Source organism: Nocardia sp. SYP-A9097, assembly GCF_009649815.1.
Lineage (GTDB): Bacteria > Actinomycetota > Actinomycetes > Mycobacteriales > Mycobacteriaceae > Nocardia.
In genome coordinates this window covers 213,960-229,049 of sequence record NZ_WJIC01000007.1, presented here as the reverse complement: position 1 = coordinate 229,049, position 15,090 = coordinate 213,960, and the positions used below count along the sequence as shown (strand labels likewise).

Annotated in this window: 15 protein-coding genes; 5 read left to right on the top strand and 10 right to left on the bottom strand. The window is 68.0% G+C overall.

Translation table 11 applies throughout. The features are described 5' to 3' along the window. Nucleotides 1-30 precede the first annotated feature (30 nt). Both GFY24_RS17305 and GFY24_RS17300 read right to left on the bottom strand, forming a co-directional pair. Nucleotides 31-1,608, bottom strand: coding sequence for an FHA domain-containing protein (locus GFY24_RS17305; RefSeq protein WP_153806068.1), 1,578 nt, complete (start codon nucleotides 1,606-1,608; stop codon nucleotides 31-33). Between the two features lie 9 nt (nucleotides 1,609-1,617). Continuing rightward, entirely contained in the window at nucleotides 1,618-1,830 is a 213-nt protein-coding gene (locus GFY24_RS17300; RefSeq protein WP_153806067.1) for a hypothetical protein, read from the bottom strand. A gap of 313 nt (nucleotides 1,831-2,143) precedes the next feature. Between GFY24_RS17300 and GFY24_RS17295 the strand changes: the two genes are divergently transcribed. Continuing rightward, on the top strand, nucleotides 2,144-2,554 hold the full coding sequence (locus GFY24_RS17295; protein WP_153806066.1) for a hypothetical protein: 411 nt from the start codon (nucleotides 2,144-2,146) through the stop codon (nucleotides 2,552-2,554). An 83-nt stretch (nucleotides 2,555-2,637) separates the two neighbouring features. On the opposite strand, the gene GFY24_RS17290 is transcribed toward GFY24_RS17295, so the two are convergent. Together GFY24_RS17290 and GFY24_RS17285 are read right to left on the bottom strand one after the other, a co-directional pair. Further along, nucleotides 2,638-4,182, bottom strand: coding sequence for a glycerol-3-phosphate dehydrogenase/oxidase (locus GFY24_RS17290; protein ID WP_153806065.1), 1,545 nt, complete (start codon nucleotides 4,180-4,182; stop codon nucleotides 2,638-2,640). Nucleotides 4,183-4,236: 54 nt separating this feature from the next. Beyond that, nucleotides 4,237-4,827, bottom strand: a complete 591-nt coding sequence (locus GFY24_RS17285) for a TetR/AcrR family transcriptional regulator (RefSeq protein ID WP_228566392.1) — start codon at nucleotides 4,825-4,827, stop codon at nucleotides 4,237-4,239. 128 nt (nucleotides 4,828-4,955) lie between these two features. Between GFY24_RS17285 and GFY24_RS17280 the strand changes: the two genes are divergently transcribed. Next, on the top strand, nucleotides 4,956-6,533 hold the full coding sequence (locus tag GFY24_RS17280) for an FAD-binding oxidoreductase (RefSeq protein WP_153806241.1): 1,578 nt from the start codon (nucleotides 4,956-4,958) through the stop codon (nucleotides 6,531-6,533). Further along, nucleotides 6,530-7,456: a YegS/Rv2252/BmrU family lipid kinase gene (locus GFY24_RS17275; protein ID WP_309230961.1), complete on the top strand. Its 927-nt coding sequence runs from the start codon at nucleotides 6,530-6,532 to the stop codon at nucleotides 7,454-7,456. Before GFY24_RS17280 ends, GFY24_RS17275 begins: the two co-directional genes overlap by 4 nt. A gap of 67 nt (nucleotides 7,457-7,523) precedes the next feature. On the opposite strand, the gene GFY24_RS17270 is transcribed toward GFY24_RS17275, so the two are convergent. Continuing rightward, a complete protein-coding gene (locus tag GFY24_RS17270) occupies nucleotides 7,524-8,000 on the bottom strand; it encodes a cupin domain-containing protein (RefSeq protein WP_153806063.1) in 477 nt (158 codons plus the stop codon). Between the two features lie 71 nt (nucleotides 8,001-8,071). Here GFY24_RS17270 and GFY24_RS17265 point away from each other — a divergent pair, with 71 nt between their 5' ends. Further along, nucleotides 8,072-8,635 carry a TetR/AcrR family transcriptional regulator gene (locus tag GFY24_RS17265; protein ID WP_153806062.1) on the top strand — a complete coding sequence of 188 codons (564 nt, stop codon included), beginning with the start codon at nucleotides 8,072-8,074 and terminating at the stop codon, nucleotides 8,633-8,635. Between the two features lie 105 nt (nucleotides 8,636-8,740). Here the strand turns inward: GFY24_RS17265 and GFY24_RS17260 are convergent, their stop codons facing one another. The 4 genes from GFY24_RS17260 to GFY24_RS17245 form a co-directional block, all read right to left on the bottom strand. Further along, complete coding sequence (locus tag GFY24_RS17260; protein WP_309230960.1) at nucleotides 8,741-9,418, bottom strand: AAA family ATPase; 678 nt, start codon at nucleotides 9,416-9,418, stop codon at nucleotides 8,741-8,743. Between the two features lie 93 nt (nucleotides 9,419-9,511). Then, entirely contained in the window at nucleotides 9,512-10,660 is a 1,149-nt protein-coding gene (locus tag GFY24_RS17255; RefSeq protein ID WP_228566391.1) for a cytochrome P450, read from the bottom strand. After that, nucleotides 10,657-11,955: a DegT/DnrJ/EryC1/StrS aminotransferase family protein gene (locus GFY24_RS17250; protein WP_194852905.1), complete on the bottom strand. Its 1,299-nt coding sequence runs from the start codon at nucleotides 11,953-11,955 to the stop codon at nucleotides 10,657-10,659. The genes GFY24_RS17255 and GFY24_RS17250 overlap by 4 nt, the downstream gene beginning before the upstream one ends. A gap of 82 nt (nucleotides 11,956-12,037) precedes the next feature. Then, nucleotides 12,038-13,243 carry a 2-deoxy-scyllo-inosose synthase gene (locus tag GFY24_RS17245; protein WP_153806060.1) on the bottom strand — a complete coding sequence of 402 codons (1,206 nt, stop codon included), beginning with the start codon at nucleotides 13,241-13,243 and terminating at the stop codon, nucleotides 12,038-12,040. A 242-nt stretch (nucleotides 13,244-13,485) separates the two neighbouring features. On the opposite strand from GFY24_RS17245, the gene GFY24_RS17240 reads away from it, so the two are divergent. Then, entirely contained in the window at nucleotides 13,486-14,283 is a 798-nt protein-coding gene (locus tag GFY24_RS17240) for a helix-turn-helix domain-containing protein (RefSeq protein WP_153806059.1), read from the top strand. Here the strand turns inward: GFY24_RS17240 and GFY24_RS17235 are convergent, their stop codons facing one another. Continuing rightward, entirely contained in the window at nucleotides 14,284-15,075 is a 792-nt protein-coding gene (locus tag GFY24_RS17235; RefSeq protein WP_153806058.1) for an alpha/beta fold hydrolase, read from the bottom strand. Nucleotides 15,076-15,090 lie beyond the last annotated feature (15 nt).

The following is a 15,090-nucleotide window of genomic DNA, read 5'->3' as shown; positions in this document are numbered from 1 at the left end:
GCGGCGTGATGGGAGAGCGCTCCTAGCGGTTCAGCGGCGTGCCTGGTTGGGACGGTAGGTGAGGATGCGTTCACCTACCCGCAGACTCCACCCGGGTTTGAGTTCCACCGGCCGCTGGCCCACGCGGATCCAGTCCGGCGCGCCCGGGGCGGCCATGAAGGTCCCGCCCGGGGTGGCGGCATCGCGCACCAGGACGGTGCCCTTATCGATGAAAACGTGGGCGTGGACACGGGATACGTGCCTATCGCGGGGGATGACAATGGGTGCGGCGGCCGCGCGGCGAATCGATTCGTCGATCATGGGATCGCGCCCGATCACATAGGGCCGGTCCAACGGGTAGACCGCACCATCCGTGCTGGTGAGCGCGCCGAGGCGGCCACCGAGCTTATCTGTCTCCGGCTCCGCCCGGCCCGCAAACGGTTTCACCTTGGGAGCCGAATCCTCCTCGGCAGCAGCCGATTTCGCATCATAGGCGGCGGTGGGCGGCAGATCGGCCGCATCCAAGTACGTCTCGGCCGAGGGAGAACTCACCGCACTGGCCTCGCGCTGCACCGCTTTCGCGAGATTCGGCCCGCCCGCCGCCTCCTGATCCGGCGTGCGATCGGAGGCCGGGCCAGTGCGGATCGGGCCCGAACCGGCCGCCCGATCGTGCTCGGCATGCACCGCGGAAACAGCCTGCGTCTCCTCCGGTGGCGGCACCGCCGGCGTGGTCGCAGCCTGCCGCCGCATCGGCTCGGAGTCCCCGGAAGCGGGCCGAACAGGCTCCGAACTCCCGGGCGTGCGAGGGCGATCCTCTGAACTCCCCGATGTGCGGGGTCGACTCTGCAATTCGCCGGGTGTGCGGGGACGGCTCTGCAATTCGTCCGGTGTGCGAGGGCGACCCTCCGATTCGCCAGGCGGGTGAGGGCTTCCCTCCGATCTTCCGGGCGGGCGGCGGCCCGGCTCCGAATCACCCGGGGTGGCGGCGGAATCTCGTTGCGGCTGTTCCGGATTGCCTGGGGTGGAGAAGCGGGTGTGGGAGGGGGTGGGGATCGGGGCGCGTCTGGTCGGGTCGCGGGTGGGGACTGCCGGGTGGGTTTCGGGTGGTGGGGGTTTCGGGGTGGCGGCGGTGGTGCGGGCGTGGGGTGTGCTGCCGGTGGGCGGGGCGTGCATGAGGAATCCGCCCGCCGCGACCACGCCGGAGCGCAGGTCGGTGTGCGGGATCACGGTGCCCGGATCGGTCTCCGCGGCGACCGACAGTTTGCGTACCGGATCACGCAGGATCTCATCGACCCAGGTCATGGCCCGCACCCCGGAGAGCTGCCGTGCCCCCTCCGGCCCGTCGACGACCGCGCGCACCGACCCCCGCAGCAGCACCAGAATCCCGCCCGCGGTAGGCGCGACGACCCCGAACGCGGGCGGTTGCGCCGACCCACTGCTGAATACCGTCGCCGCCAGCCGCTGCGCGATCGCCACCCCGGGATCGGCCGCGGTCGCCGCCGTCTCGGCCGCCCCGAGAATCCGCTCGGTGGAGGGGCTCGCCCCGGCCAGATAGATGACCACACTGCCGAACCGCGCGACCAGCCCGTCCCCGCGCATCAGCCCGACAGTGGTCGGAATCCGCCCCATTCGGGCCTCCTATCCGGCGCCCGCCAATATCGTGCCCAGCATAGGACCCTTCGCACCCTCCGCGCAGCCGTCGCGAATTGTGCCAACCGGTCCGCCGAGGTCGAACCCGCCGACCGCGCCGAATCGCCTGGCCGCGCTGAATCGCCGACCGTGCCGAATCGCCTGGCCGCGCTGAATCGCCGGCCGCGCCGAACCGTCGGGCCGCGCTGAACCGTCGGGCATCACCGGATCGTCCGCCGCGCTCGATCCCGCCGCGGACCGTGTGGGCCGCGTCCGTCCGCCCCGCATGGGTCGACGACGAGACTGTTTGTGGGATAGGGACTCGCCAGATTTGTGGCAATACTCGGCGCAGTCCGGTCCGGCGCGCGAGGATCGGGGGATCGTGCCGGGGCATCCGGCTCCGGCATACCCGATGAGGACCGAACCTATGGCCACGATTACCAGGAACTGGCGCGCTATCCGCCCGGTGGCAGCAGCGAGCACTCCCGCTTCATGTGGGGCTGCGGTCGGATCGGCGGGTGGCTCAGCCAGGTCGGTGACCGGCGGCGCTCGCTCCGCATCTGCCGCGGCCCTCGCTGTGCTGGCGGTTGCGGCTGCGTTTACCGGGCTCGCCGCGCCCGCCGGGGCCACGGGTACCCAGGTCGGGGCGGAACCCGGGCAGAGTTTCGGTTTGGGGACCAATTACGGCACCGGGTGTAGTTATGCGATCAACGGGTATGTGGATGATCCGTCGACGCCGGTTGTCTTCTATGACAACGGCATCCAGTTCGCGGTGGCCAAACCATCCGGCAGGCTCGCTATCGGGCGTTGGACGCCCGCGACTCCGGGTGCGCACCGCATCACGATAATCCAGCACAGCATGCCCGGCGAGGACGTCATCCCGTGGCTGGACCTCACCGTGGGCACCGGTCTGCCCACCGGCTCCGGCTGCGGCGTCTTCTTCTGAACGCGCTCGAATTCGAGATCAACGGGACCTGCGGGCGGGCCGTTCTCCGGCCGATGCCTGCGTCAGGTCCCGTTGATCTTGGGTCAGGGGTGGGGGAGGGCGGCCTCGGCGGCGGGGGTGGCGGCTTTGCGGTCGGAGTCGACGAGGCCGATGCGGGTGCGGCGGTCCAGGAGGTCGTCTATGTCGAGGGCGCCCTCGTGGGTGGTGGCGAAGACGAATTCGGCTGCGGTGACGTTGATTCCGGGGGCCACCGGTTCGGCCAGGGCCGGATTCTGCTGGGCCAGTTGGAGGATGGCGGTCGCCTCGCTGCCGTAGCGTTCGACCAGGCGGTTGGGGGCTTCGATGCCGTCGCGGGCCTTGCCGGAGACCGCGCCGATCAGCGGCAGATTGCGGGTGCGGCAGGGGGATGCGGTGAGGTGGGCGTGCGCGATGGCGGCGTCCACGGTGTCCTCGGCCATTTTGCGGTAGGTGGTGAGTTTGCCGCCGACCACGGTGATCACGCCGGTGGGGGAGGTGAGCACGGCGTGTTCGCGGGAGATGTCGGCGGTGCTGTCGTCGCCGGTGCGCAGCAGCGGTCGCAGGCCCGCGTAGCTGCCGCGAATATCGTTGCGGGTGAGGGGTTCTCGCAGGACTGTATTCACGGTATCGAGCAGGAAGTCGATCTCGGCTTCGGTGGCGTGCGGGACATCCGGCACGGGCCCGGGAGCTTCCTCATCGGTGAGACCCAGGTAGACGCGATTGTGCGCGGCGGGGAAGGCGAAGATGAAGCGGCTGGTGCTGCCCGGAATCGGCACCGTCAGCGAGGCGGTGAGTCCCCCGAAGGCCGCGGCATCGAACACTAGATGGGTGCCGCGCGAGGGCCGCAGTTCGATACTCGGGTCGACCTGATCGGCCCAGACCCCGGTCGCATTGATCACCGAACGCGCTGTGACGGAACGGGTTTCGCCGGTGAGCCGGTCGGTCAGCAGAGCCGTGGTGCCGGTGACATCGGTCGCCTCGACCCGGGTGAGAATCGATGCCCCGTGCAGCGCGGCGGTGCGCGCGATGCCCACCACCAGTCGGGCATCATCGACGAGCTGCCCGTCCCAGGCGAGCAGTCCGCCGCGCAATCCGGCCCGCCGCACGGTCGGCGCGAGCCGCAGTGCCTCGGCCGCCGCCACCCGCCGTGAGCGCGGCAGCACCGAGGCCGAGGTGCCCGCCGTCCGGCGCAGCACATCGCCGGCGAGGAAGCCGATTCGCACCAGAGTCTTCTGTGCCACACCGATATTCGGCAGTAGCGGCACCACCTGCGGCAGTGCCCGAGTCAGATGCGGTGCGGTCCGGGTGAGCAGAATATCGCGCTCCACCGCACTCTCGTGTGCGATGCCGACACCGCCACTGGCCAGATACCGCAGTCCGCCGTGCACCAGTTTGGAGCTCCACCGGCTGGTTCCGAAGGCCAGATCGTGCTTCTCCACCAGCACGGTGCGCAGTCCGCGCGAGGCGGCGTCCAGCGCCACGCCCGCCCCGGTGATCCCGCCCCCGATCACCAGCACATCGATGGTCTCGCCCGCTCCGAGCGCCGCCCATTCACGTTGCCGCCGTTCGGCATTGAGCGCCGAGCTGGGCTGAGCCGAAGTGCCGTTCATTGGAAGACCTTTCGCTGTGCTGCAAGTGTGGGTGAGCGGGATGACGGTGCGCCGCTACGGTTTTCCCTCGGGTGCCAGGTATCCGTCGATGGCGCGGGTGAGCTCGAGATCGAGGTGCTCGGAGTCGAGGAAATCGGTGACCGTGCCCGCGGATTGGACGGCCGACTGCGCCAGCAGCAGCAGCATGGCCGCCAGCTGTTCGGGCTCCCCGTCGCGAATCGACCCTTCCCGCTGGCCTTCTCGAATGGTTTCGGCGAACAGTCCGATGAGCGCGCGCTGATTGCGGCCCAGCCGTTCGAAGACATAGGTGAGCATGACATCGGCGTCGGTGCGGAAGATCTTGGCGAACAGCGGATTCCGTCGCATCATGGATCCGCCGCCGACAATCGCGCCGACCAGCCGGGCGCGGGCGGTGCCGCCCCCGGGTATGACCTCGGCCATGATTTCGCGGAGTTCGCGCACCAGCAGGTCCGCCACCAGCGATCCGGTATCGGCCCACCGCCGGTACACGGTCGGCCGGCTCACCCCGGCGCGGCGGGCGACCTCGGTGAGGGTGGTGCGCCGCACCCCGAACTCGGCCACGCAGGCGCGCGCCGCGTCGAGGATGGCCAGATCGACGGCGGAGGATGGTTCGGTCGAGGCCATGATTGCCACCATCCTTGGGAGGGTTTCGTTACTGCTTGACATTCTATGTCAGACTGTAACGCATGGTCGATACACGAGCAGCCTCCGCATCCACGGCAAACCCGGGCGAGCCGCAGGCCCGCGCGAGTATGGTGTGGGACGCCTGGGGCTCCCCGTCCGGACACAAACCGCTGCCCGAACAGATCCGGGGACTGCTCGCGCAGGTATTCGGGGTATCCGGTGAACCGGCGACCCGTCGCGATGAGGGCGACGTGCCGTTGCGCACATCGGTCCTCTCCCCGGAACAGCATGCCGGGCTCGGCGCGGTGGTCGGTACGGACAATATCTCCCTCGACCACCGCGACCGCCTGCGGCACGCGGGTGGCAAGAGCACCCCGGATCTGCTGCGCCGCCGCGATACCGCACCGCAGGACGCCCCCGACGCCGTGCTCTTCCCCGCAGATCATGACGAGGTCACCGCACTGCTCGAATACTGCAGTGCCAGTGGAATCGCCGTGGTTCCTTTCGGTGGCGGCACCAGCGTCGTCGGCGGATTGGACCCGGCCCGAGGCATTTTCGCGACCGTCATCGCCCTGGACCTGCGCCGCCTCGACACCATTACCGAGGTCGATCCGATCAGCGGCACCGTCACCCTGGGCGCGGGCCTCACCGGTCCGCGCGCCGAGGAACTCCTTGCCGAGCACGGACTTTCGCTCGGCCACTTCCCGCAGAGCTTCGAATACGCCACCATCGGCGGCTTCGCCGCCACCCGCTCCTCGGGTCAGGCCTCGGCCGGCTACGGCCGCTTCGACGATATGATCCAGCGGCTCCGAATCGCCACGCCCGCAGGCAGTCTCGACCTGGGCCGGGCCCCCGCCTCGGCGGCCGGACCGGATCTGCGGGAACTCTTCTCCGGCTCGGAGGGCACCCTCGGCATCATTACCGCCGTCACCCTGCGCGTGCACCCGGTACCGGAAACCACCGCCTACCAAGCCTGGTCGTTCCCCGACTTCGCCACCGGCGCGCACGCGCTGCGCACGGTGATCCAGGCGGGCGCGGCCCCCACCGTCATGCGCCTCTCCGATGAGGCCGAGACCGGGCTGAACCTGGCCCGCGCCGGCGATATCGGCGGTGCGACCGTCGGCGGCTGCCTGGCCGTCACCACCTTCGAGGGCACCCCGGCGCATGTCGCGCATCGCGGCACCGAGGCCGCCGACCTGCTCACCGCAGCCGGCGGTATCGCACTCGGCGAGAAGCCGGCCCGGGAATGGGAGCACGGCCGCTTCGCCGCACCGTATCTGCGAGACGCGCTGCTGGACTCCGGGATTCTCTGCGAGACCCTCGAAACCGCCACCAACTGGTCGAATCTCGAGAATCTGAAGGCGAAAGTCACCACCGCGCTGACGGATTCGCTCACCGCGCAGGGCGCTCCCGCCCTGGTCATGTGCCATATCTCGCACACGTACCAGACCGGTGCGTCGCTCTACTTCACCATTGTGGCCAAACAGGCCGACGACCCGATCGCCCAGTGGGCCAAGGCAAAGCGTGCCGTCGGCGATGCGATTGTCGCGGCGGGCGGCACCATCACCCACCACCATGCCGTCGGCGCGGACCACCGTCCGTGGATGACCGACGAAGTCGGTGATCTCGGCGTCCAGGTGCTGCGCGCGGTGAAGAATGCCGTGGACCCTGCCGGAATCATGAACCCTGGAAAGCTCATTCCGTGACAGAGATTCACTCCATCCTGCTGGTGACCAACCCGCTCTCCGGTCACGGCAAGGGCGTGCAGGTCGCGGTCACCGCCGCCAACCTGTTCACCGATCGCGGCGTGCGGGTCACCGAGATTCGCGGCGATTCGGCGGCCGATACCGAAGACCGGCTGCGAAAGGCGCTCGCGGATACGGAGATTCGCCCCGATGCCGTGATCGCGGCGGGTGGTGACGGCCTCACCTGCGTGGTGTTGCAGGCCCTGGTCGGCACCCGGGTGCCGCTCGGACTGGTGCCCGGCGGCACCGGCAACGATCTGGCCCGCGAGGTCGGCATTCCCGATGACACGGCCGCCGCCGTCGATACGGTGCTGCGCGGCCGGACCCGCACCATCGACCTGGGCACCGTACAGGCCGAGACCGCCGACCGGCCCATGTGGTTCGCGACCGTCACCGGTACCGGCTTCGACGCGCGAGTCACGCTGCGCGCCAATGAGATGCGCTGGCCGAAGGGGCCGATGCGCTACACCGCGGCGGCGCTGCTGGAGTTGGTCGGCAAGCTCGCGGTGCCGTACCGCATCGAATTGCACGGCTCGCCCGATCATCCGGACGGCACCGTGATCGAGCGGGACGCCATCATGGTCGCGGTCGGCAATACCCGCACCTACGGCGGTGGCATGCTCATCACTCCGGACGCGGTCATCGACGACGGACTGCTGGACCTCACCGTCGTGGGTGCCATGCCGCGGCGAGACCTGTTGCGGCTCTTGCCCGCACTGTCGGCGGGCAAGCGGATCGAACATCCGGCCACCACCCAGTACCGGGCGGCGCGGTTCACCCTCACCGCGCCCGATGCCCCCGCGACGGCGGACGGCGACCCGGCGGGCAAGCTGCCCGCCACCTTCATCGCGCACCGGGGCGCCTTGGACATTCTCGTACCCTGATCCGAAAGCGCTTACCGCGCAGCGTAATCGACTGTGCCCGCACCGGAGTGTGCGGGGCACAGCCGTTTCAAGTCCGCGGCGTGGCGGTCTCCTCGTATCGAATGTCGTACTTCGCGGCAATGGGGTTGATCTTCGCCGGGTCCAGCGCACCATTGGTGAGCACGCTCGGCCCGGCCTCGAAGAGATCCTCCAGATAGCATTCCCAGCCGCCGGGCGAGGAGATCTGCAGCAGTCGCGGCGGCGGGGTGGACCCGCAGCGCAGCGCGTGCGGAATCCCGTGCGGGAGCAGCACGAACATGCCCGCCGTCACCGTCAGGACGCGATCGTCGAATTCGACCTCGAGCACGCCGTCCAGCACATAGATCGACTCGTCGGCGACATGATGGGTGTGCCTGGGGATATCGCGCGCGAGGGTTACCTCCAGCATGGAGAAGTGGCCCTCGGTATCGGCGGTCGCCGCCTTGACCGCGAAGGCCGGCGGCAGCGGGATGCGACCCGGCCGTACTTCGCCGGGCTGGAGCAGGAGAAAACGATTCTGGGACATGCTGATACCCTTTCAGGTGAAACGGAACCGGAGTCCGGCTCCGTTTAAAGCAAACCCGAGAAGGAACATTCATGTCAACCCCCCGCAAACCCCGGGCCGACGCCTCCCGCAATCGCGACCGGCTGCTGGAGACCGCGCGAATCCTGCTGGCCGAGAACGGAAGCCGCGTCCAACTCCCGGAGATAGCGCGCGCCGCCGGAGTCGGCATGGGAACCGTCTACCGCCACTTCCCGACCCAGGCCGACCTCATCGAGGCCGTCGCCGCACAGCGCTTCGAGGAGATCGAGGAGTTCGCCCGCACCGAATGCCTTACCAAGACCCCGCCGGGTCAGGGCTTGGACCGCTATCTCCGCCACGTCGGCTCCCTGCTGGCCACCGACCAAACCCTCTCCGCCGCAATAGAATCGGCCCGGCATACCGCCGGTAGTGAACCGCGCGGCGAATCCCGCACCCGGCTGGAAGTCGTCATCGGCGACGTCATCACCCGCGATCAGGAAGCGGGCACCGTGCGCGCCGACTGCACGGTGCCGGACGTCTACATGCTGGTCGGCGCGATCTCGGCCACGATTCGCGCAGGCAGTGGTGACTGGGAACGCCTACTCGACCTCACCACCCTCGGACTTCGTCCGCGGTAGGGGGATCCCGGCCAAACACGCGCCGGGATGACGAAGGGGTCCTGCCGGGATCGCGGAAGGGGCATGCCGGGATGGCGGTTTCGTTGTGCGTGGTGTGCTCGCGAGTCAGGCGGTGAAGGAGACCTTGGTCAGGGCGGTTGCTGCGGCGCGGTCCAGGATTACTACCGAATTGGGGGCGGGGTCGGGCTTTACGCCCGCTCCGGCGCGGTCGACGAGGTGTTGCCAGCGCATGCAGTGCCATTGGAAGCTGAGGGTGCTCACGGTGCGGCCGCGAGAGATCTGGCCTGCGCGTGCGAGTTCGGCGGGTGCGTCGATCATGATCTCGTGGACCTCGCGGCCTCGGCTGCGGGCCCAGGTCGTGACCAGGCGGCGCACCCATTTGCGGGTGCCGCAGTCGTGGATGACGACCGGGCCGTCCGTGCGGGTCAATGCGGCGCGAATGCGCAGGTAGTGCGTGAGGTGCACTACCGGCAGCAGCAGGGGGTAGGGGACCGCGCTCAGGTGGCGCTGCCACCATTTGCGGGACTGCTGGGAATCGACCAGGACCGCGCCGGCGGGGCTGCGGGCGGGGATGATGGCATCGGGGTAGTCCCCGAACAGTTTTCGCAGGGCGGTGCTCTTCCCGGCGCCGGGGACGCCGGTGAAGATCACGGCAGCTGTTGCGGGATAACGCAATTCGCGAACGAGCCGGCCGCGCAGGTCATGCACCTGATGCGGTGCCATTGTGCGCGGCTGTAGATACGCGGGGTCGGCGGCGGTGGCCGGTTCCAACGGTTTGGTCACTCCTCCAGCATCGGCAGTGGAATCCGCTGGGACAACCGGGATTTCCCCTGATATATCCCGGAATCCGGTATCGGTGCACGCGGTTGTACCGCCTCACCACCGCACCGGCAGGGTATGCAATCCGCCGGTGAAGACCTCGTCCCGCATGATCAGGGTCTCCTTGTCCACCGCGAGTCGCATATCCGGAAACCGTGAAACCAATTGTCCGAAGGCGGCTTGCAGTTCGATCCGCGCCAGCGGTGCGCCGATGCAGTACCGCGCACCGTAGCCGAAGGTGAAGTGCGTGCCCTCCTGGCGAGTGAAGTCCACCCGGCTCGGTTCGGTGAACACGGTCGGATCATGGTTGGCGGAGGTCAGTCCGAGCAGTACCAGATCACCGGCGGCCACCCGCACTCCGCGCACGTCCAGGTCGGTGCGGGCATAGCGCGGCAGGTTGGTGGGTTCGCAGGCGCGCAGCAATTCCTCGGTGGCGGTGGGCAGCAGCGCCGGATTCTCGTGCAGCGTGCGCCACAGCGACGGCTCCGCCAGCAGCATGAGCACCCCGACCCCGATATGCACGACCGAGGTCTCATGCCCGGCGAACAGCAGCATCATGGCGAAGGTGGCGATCTCCTGTTCGCTCAGTTCGGGATCGGCGCACAGTCGCGAGGTGACATCATCGCCGGGATCACGGCGCTTGCGCTGCACCGACTGACGGCAGTACTCGAAGAGTTCGCCCACACCCCATTCCGCTTTCGCGCGGTCGGACACATTGCCCACCGCGGAAACCCACTCGCGGAACCGATCCTGATCCTCATATGGCACGCCGAGTAGTTCGCAGATCACCAGCAGCGGGAGCGGCACGGCGAGCGCGGTGTGTAGATCCGCCGCAGACCCCTGCGCCGCCATATCGTCGATAAGCCGCGCGGTGATGGCCTCCACGCGCGGTTGGAACTCCCGCATCCGACGCACCGAGAAGTGCGGCTGCAAAAGAGATTTCATGCGCAGATGATCCGCGCGCTCACTGGCGAAATTCCCGACCGGACCACCGAAGAACGCGGATTCGCCCATGCGAGAAGCGGTTTCGGGATTCGGATGCGAGCGACCCAGATTCGGCTCCACGAACAACTCCCGCACCAGGTGATATCCGGTGGCCAGCCACGCCGGATCGCCGGTCGGTGTCAGCGTGCGACTCATACCGGACGCCCGTGCACCGGTGACGGGACAGATGCCCTCCTGGCTGGAGATCAGCTCCGAAGTCATGCCGAAATACCTTTCCGTACAGCGGAATCCGCGCCATCGAAGGCATCCGAGAGCGCATGGACCTTCGCCAGAGCGGTGAGAATGTCGTCGATATCGGCGCGTTCGCCGAGTAGGACGCTGTGATGCAGGAGCAGGGTGTGCTCGCGGTAGTGCTCCGCGCCCGGGAAGGTGCGCCCGAAGGCCCGGTCGTCATCCCAGAACCGTGCGAAGCGTGGTTTCGACTGTGGGCGAAGCAGATTGCTGCGCGGTAGGGGGGCGCGTGGCGGATACACCTTGGTGCCCAGCTCTGCGGTCAAGGCCGCCGCGACGTGTTCTACCGGCGCGGTACCGAAGGTTCCCGGCTCGAATCGAATGCCGTACTCGTAGACGGCCCGGCGATCCACCTGGGCCGGAACGGGAATCGAGCTCAGGCCGGGAATCCGCGCCAGCCCGTCCTCCAGTTCCGTTGCCCGCACGGCCCGCCGGGCGTGTTGATCGTTCAGGCGTGGCAGCTGATCCAGCAGTATCCCAGCGGTCAGCTCGGACATGCAGTAATTGCCGCCCATGATCTCGCCGAGCTCGACCAACTCGTACTCCCCGGCCCCGGGCGGTCCCTCGCTGTAGCCACGAGAATCGGCGCGCAGCATGAGCATTCGCCGATACAGCTCGAGGCTGTCGGTGATGGCCGCGCCGGCCTCGCCCGCCGCCAGGGATTTGGCCGCACCGAGACTGAACACCCCGATATCGCCGAAGGTACCGACCGCGCGCCCCGACCAGCGCGCACCATGCGACTGCGAACAGTCCTCGATCAGCGCGATACCCGCCGCGCTGGTGACCGCGACCAGCTCGTCGACGCGCGCCACCGTGCACGCCAGATGTACCGCGATCACCGCCCGGGTGCGCCCGGACAGCGCCGCCCGCACCTGATCCGCTGTCACACAACCGGTGTCGGGATCGACATCGACCAGTACCGGCAGCGCCCCGACCCGCAGGACTGCGGTCGCGGGCGCAACCCAGGTGAGCGCGGGCACGATCACCTCATCACCCGGACCGACCCCCAGCGCCTCCAGTGCGATGACCAGCGCACTGGAACCATGATCGACACTCACCCCGTACGCCGCACCGTTGTACCGCGCGAACGCTTCACCGAACAGCCGCTCCCGGGACTTCCCACCCTCGGGCGCGTACCAGCTCACCGACCACCGCGAAGACCGCAGTGCGGCAAGCAGTTCCGCCTCGGTCCGCTCGTCGTACTGTGGCCACCGCGGCCAAGCAGCCGCGCCTCGTACGGGTTCACCACCATGAATCGCGAGCATGATCCTCCTACTGAAGATGAAGTCGTGATGTCGTCGACCAACCCCGTCATTCCCGCATGCTTTTGGCGGGAATCCACCGAAATCAGCTGAGCCACTCCAGGTGTGGATCCCGGCCAAAAGCATGCCGGGATGACGGGGGAGTTAGGGGTTCGCCCGGGAAGGTCTTGGTGATTACTTCCAGGGCCTCTCGAATCTCGGGCCTCGAAACGTGGACCAGCGGAAGGTCATCCGTCATCGCGGGGCGGCCGAGTCCGCGCAGCAGCACGAACGGCAGCGAATCGGGGCGCGAGTCGAGGTAGCCCTTCTTATTGTCGTCGTCCATCACCTCGAGCACATCGGCCGCCGAAACCGCTTGCGGCAGGCAGGGTTCCACCCCGAGTCCGGTGATGATCTCGTAGTGCGCGCTCACCTCGTCATCGGACAGCCAGCCGCGCGCATGCGAGATATGCGCCGCCACCAGCATTCCCACCGCAATCGCCGCGCCATGCGAAATACCGGCCGCGCCGCGCGCCCGGTGATCACAGATTTCAATGGCATGCCCGGCGGTGTGCCCGTATTCCAGCACCAATCCGGACCGGCGTTCGAAGGTATCTTCCCGGGTGACAGCGGTTTTGGCATCGATGCTCGCATCCAGCAGCCAGGTGAGGGCGGCCGGTGTGGCCAATTCGCCGGCGTCGATTATCGCGCGTAGCCGCTCCGCTGCCGCAGGTCGAATGGCGAGGCAGTTCTTCGCCATTTCGCAGTAGCCGGAGCGTAATTCGTCCGCCGGCAGTGTCGCGAAGAGTCGCACATCGGCATAGACCGCGGTCGGCGCGTAGTAGGTGCCCAGGTGATTCTTTCCGACCGGGGAGTTGATCGCCTGTTTCAGCGACAGCACCGAATCCATGGCGGCGATGGTCGTGGTCGGTACATGCACCAGTCGCACACCCCGGAACAGCAGATTCGCCATGAGCCCGGCCAGGTTTCCGGGCACCCCGCCACCCAGGGCCACCACCACCGAGCGCCGGGTCGCGCCCGCCCGCAGCGCCGACTCCAGGTGTTCGGTGAGGCAGGAGAGCGTCTTCATGGATTCACCCGCATGATGGCTGAGCACAATCGCCGGGGTATTGCCCGACAGCCGCTCGATGACCGTGCGGTACAGCCCGAGCACCGTATCGTCGGTGACGAATATCAAGGTGTCGGCCTGCAATTCGGAGATACCGTCCGCTATTTCGGCGAGACAATCCTCGCCGAAGGAGTACCGATAGCTTTGCTCGCCGATCCGAATGGTGCGCGAAGTGATGCCCATGCCCTAGCTCCTGCCCGGTCTCGCTGCTGCCCCGAGCCAAATATCAAGTGACGGGCCGGAATTCGGCAACCGCTGGGATACCCCAGTCAGGATCTGCGCCGCGCACAGGTACCACTCGCCGAGACACCCCCTTGTCGCGGTGCCACCGGCAGGGGTAGCACGCGATCGCCCGCAGGCTGGGGGAGTGCGCCGTCGCCCGGTAGGGTGCGATTCGGGGGCCGGAGCTGTGGAGCGGAGAACTGTTGTCCGACAATGACATCGCGGTGGCCACCGTGGAGCTGTTGCGCACCCCCACCCTCGCCGAGTTCGTCCGGGAACGCCGTACCGGCCCCACTCCGAAGCATCCGGCGGGCCTGACCCGCAAACAACTGGCCGAGGCCACCCACGCCAGCCTCGGCTATATCGCCAAGATCGAACAGGGTGAGGCGCTCAATCCCGGTCCGGCCATTCTGGATTCACTCGCCGGCGTGCTCTGCCTGGACGCCGCCGAACGCGTGCACCTCTACCATCTGGCGCAGCAGCGCCCCACCCCGCCGATCCCGGAACCCTTGCGGCCCAACAGCACCGCCGCGAGCATGGTGCGCACCACCCTGGACGCACTGCTCCCGCACCTGGCCGCCGCCCTGGACGAGGGCTGGTACATCGTCGACTGCAATAGCGCCTTCGGCGAAGCGTTTCCGGGTCTGGGTCGTGGCGGGCACGTATTGCGCTGGCTCTTCACCGATCCGCGTGCCCGCATAGTTATAGAGGAGTGGGAGCAGGAGGCCCGGCTCATGGTCGGCCGTTTCCGCGCCTATGCCGCCGCTGTCAACGATCGCGACGAAATCGACCTGCTGCTCGGCGATCTCGGCGAGCACGCCGACTTCCGCCGCCTCTGGGAGGACGCGCATGTGCGGATCGGCCGTCCGGAATTCCGGATCCGGTTGCGAAACCCGAAGACCGCCAGTGTCTTCGACGTGATCGTGCAGCGCTACCGCAGCACCACACCGCAATTCACGCATCAACTCTTCATCGGCCTGCTCGGAGCCGGTGCGGCGTGATCAGTCCGGCAGCCCGTCGAGAAAGCCCCGCAACAGGGCGTTCACCGCGTCCGGGTGTGTGAGATTCGGGGACATGGCGGCCCCCGCGATGGTGTGCACCGTCGTCGGCACCCCGAACGCCCGCGCCATCCGCGATACCTCGTCCGGATCGGCGGTCTGATCCCCGACGCCACGCAAAACCAGCGCGGGACAATCGATCTCGCCGAGTAGCGGAAGTACCGAATCCCGGTTGATCAGGCAGTCGGTGGAGAGCCGCAGCCGGGTGCGATCACCGGCCAGCCATTTGTCGCGCCACGGTTGTTTATCGTCATCGGTCCCGCCGATGGTCAGCGCCGACACCATTTTGATGATCGGGGTCAGCGGCGCGGTCCCGGCCCAGGCATCGAGGACCTCGCGGTATCCGGGTTTGCGGCGTGCGGGCATGGCATCGGCGGTGGAGCCGATCGCGATCACTCCCCGGGATCGCGGCCGGGCCAGCAGTGCCATCCGGACCGCGGTGAACGCGCCGTGCCCGACCCCGCCGACCACGGCGCGCTCGATACCGAGGTGATCGGCCACCGCCCAGGCGTCGCGCGCCAGGTCCCAATAGCTGAACGGTGTTCCGTCGTCCTCGGAGAGTCCATGACCACGGGAGTCGATACAGATGAGCCGATAGTGCGGACCCAGCGCGGCCCGCTGCGGGGCGAAGCTCTCGTGGTCCATGAAGAAGCTGTGCCCCAGCAAAACCGCCGGTCCATCCCCTCCCGTATCGGTGTAGTGGATCTTCGCGCCCCCACGAGCTACGTACGGCATCTTCGGACTTTACGA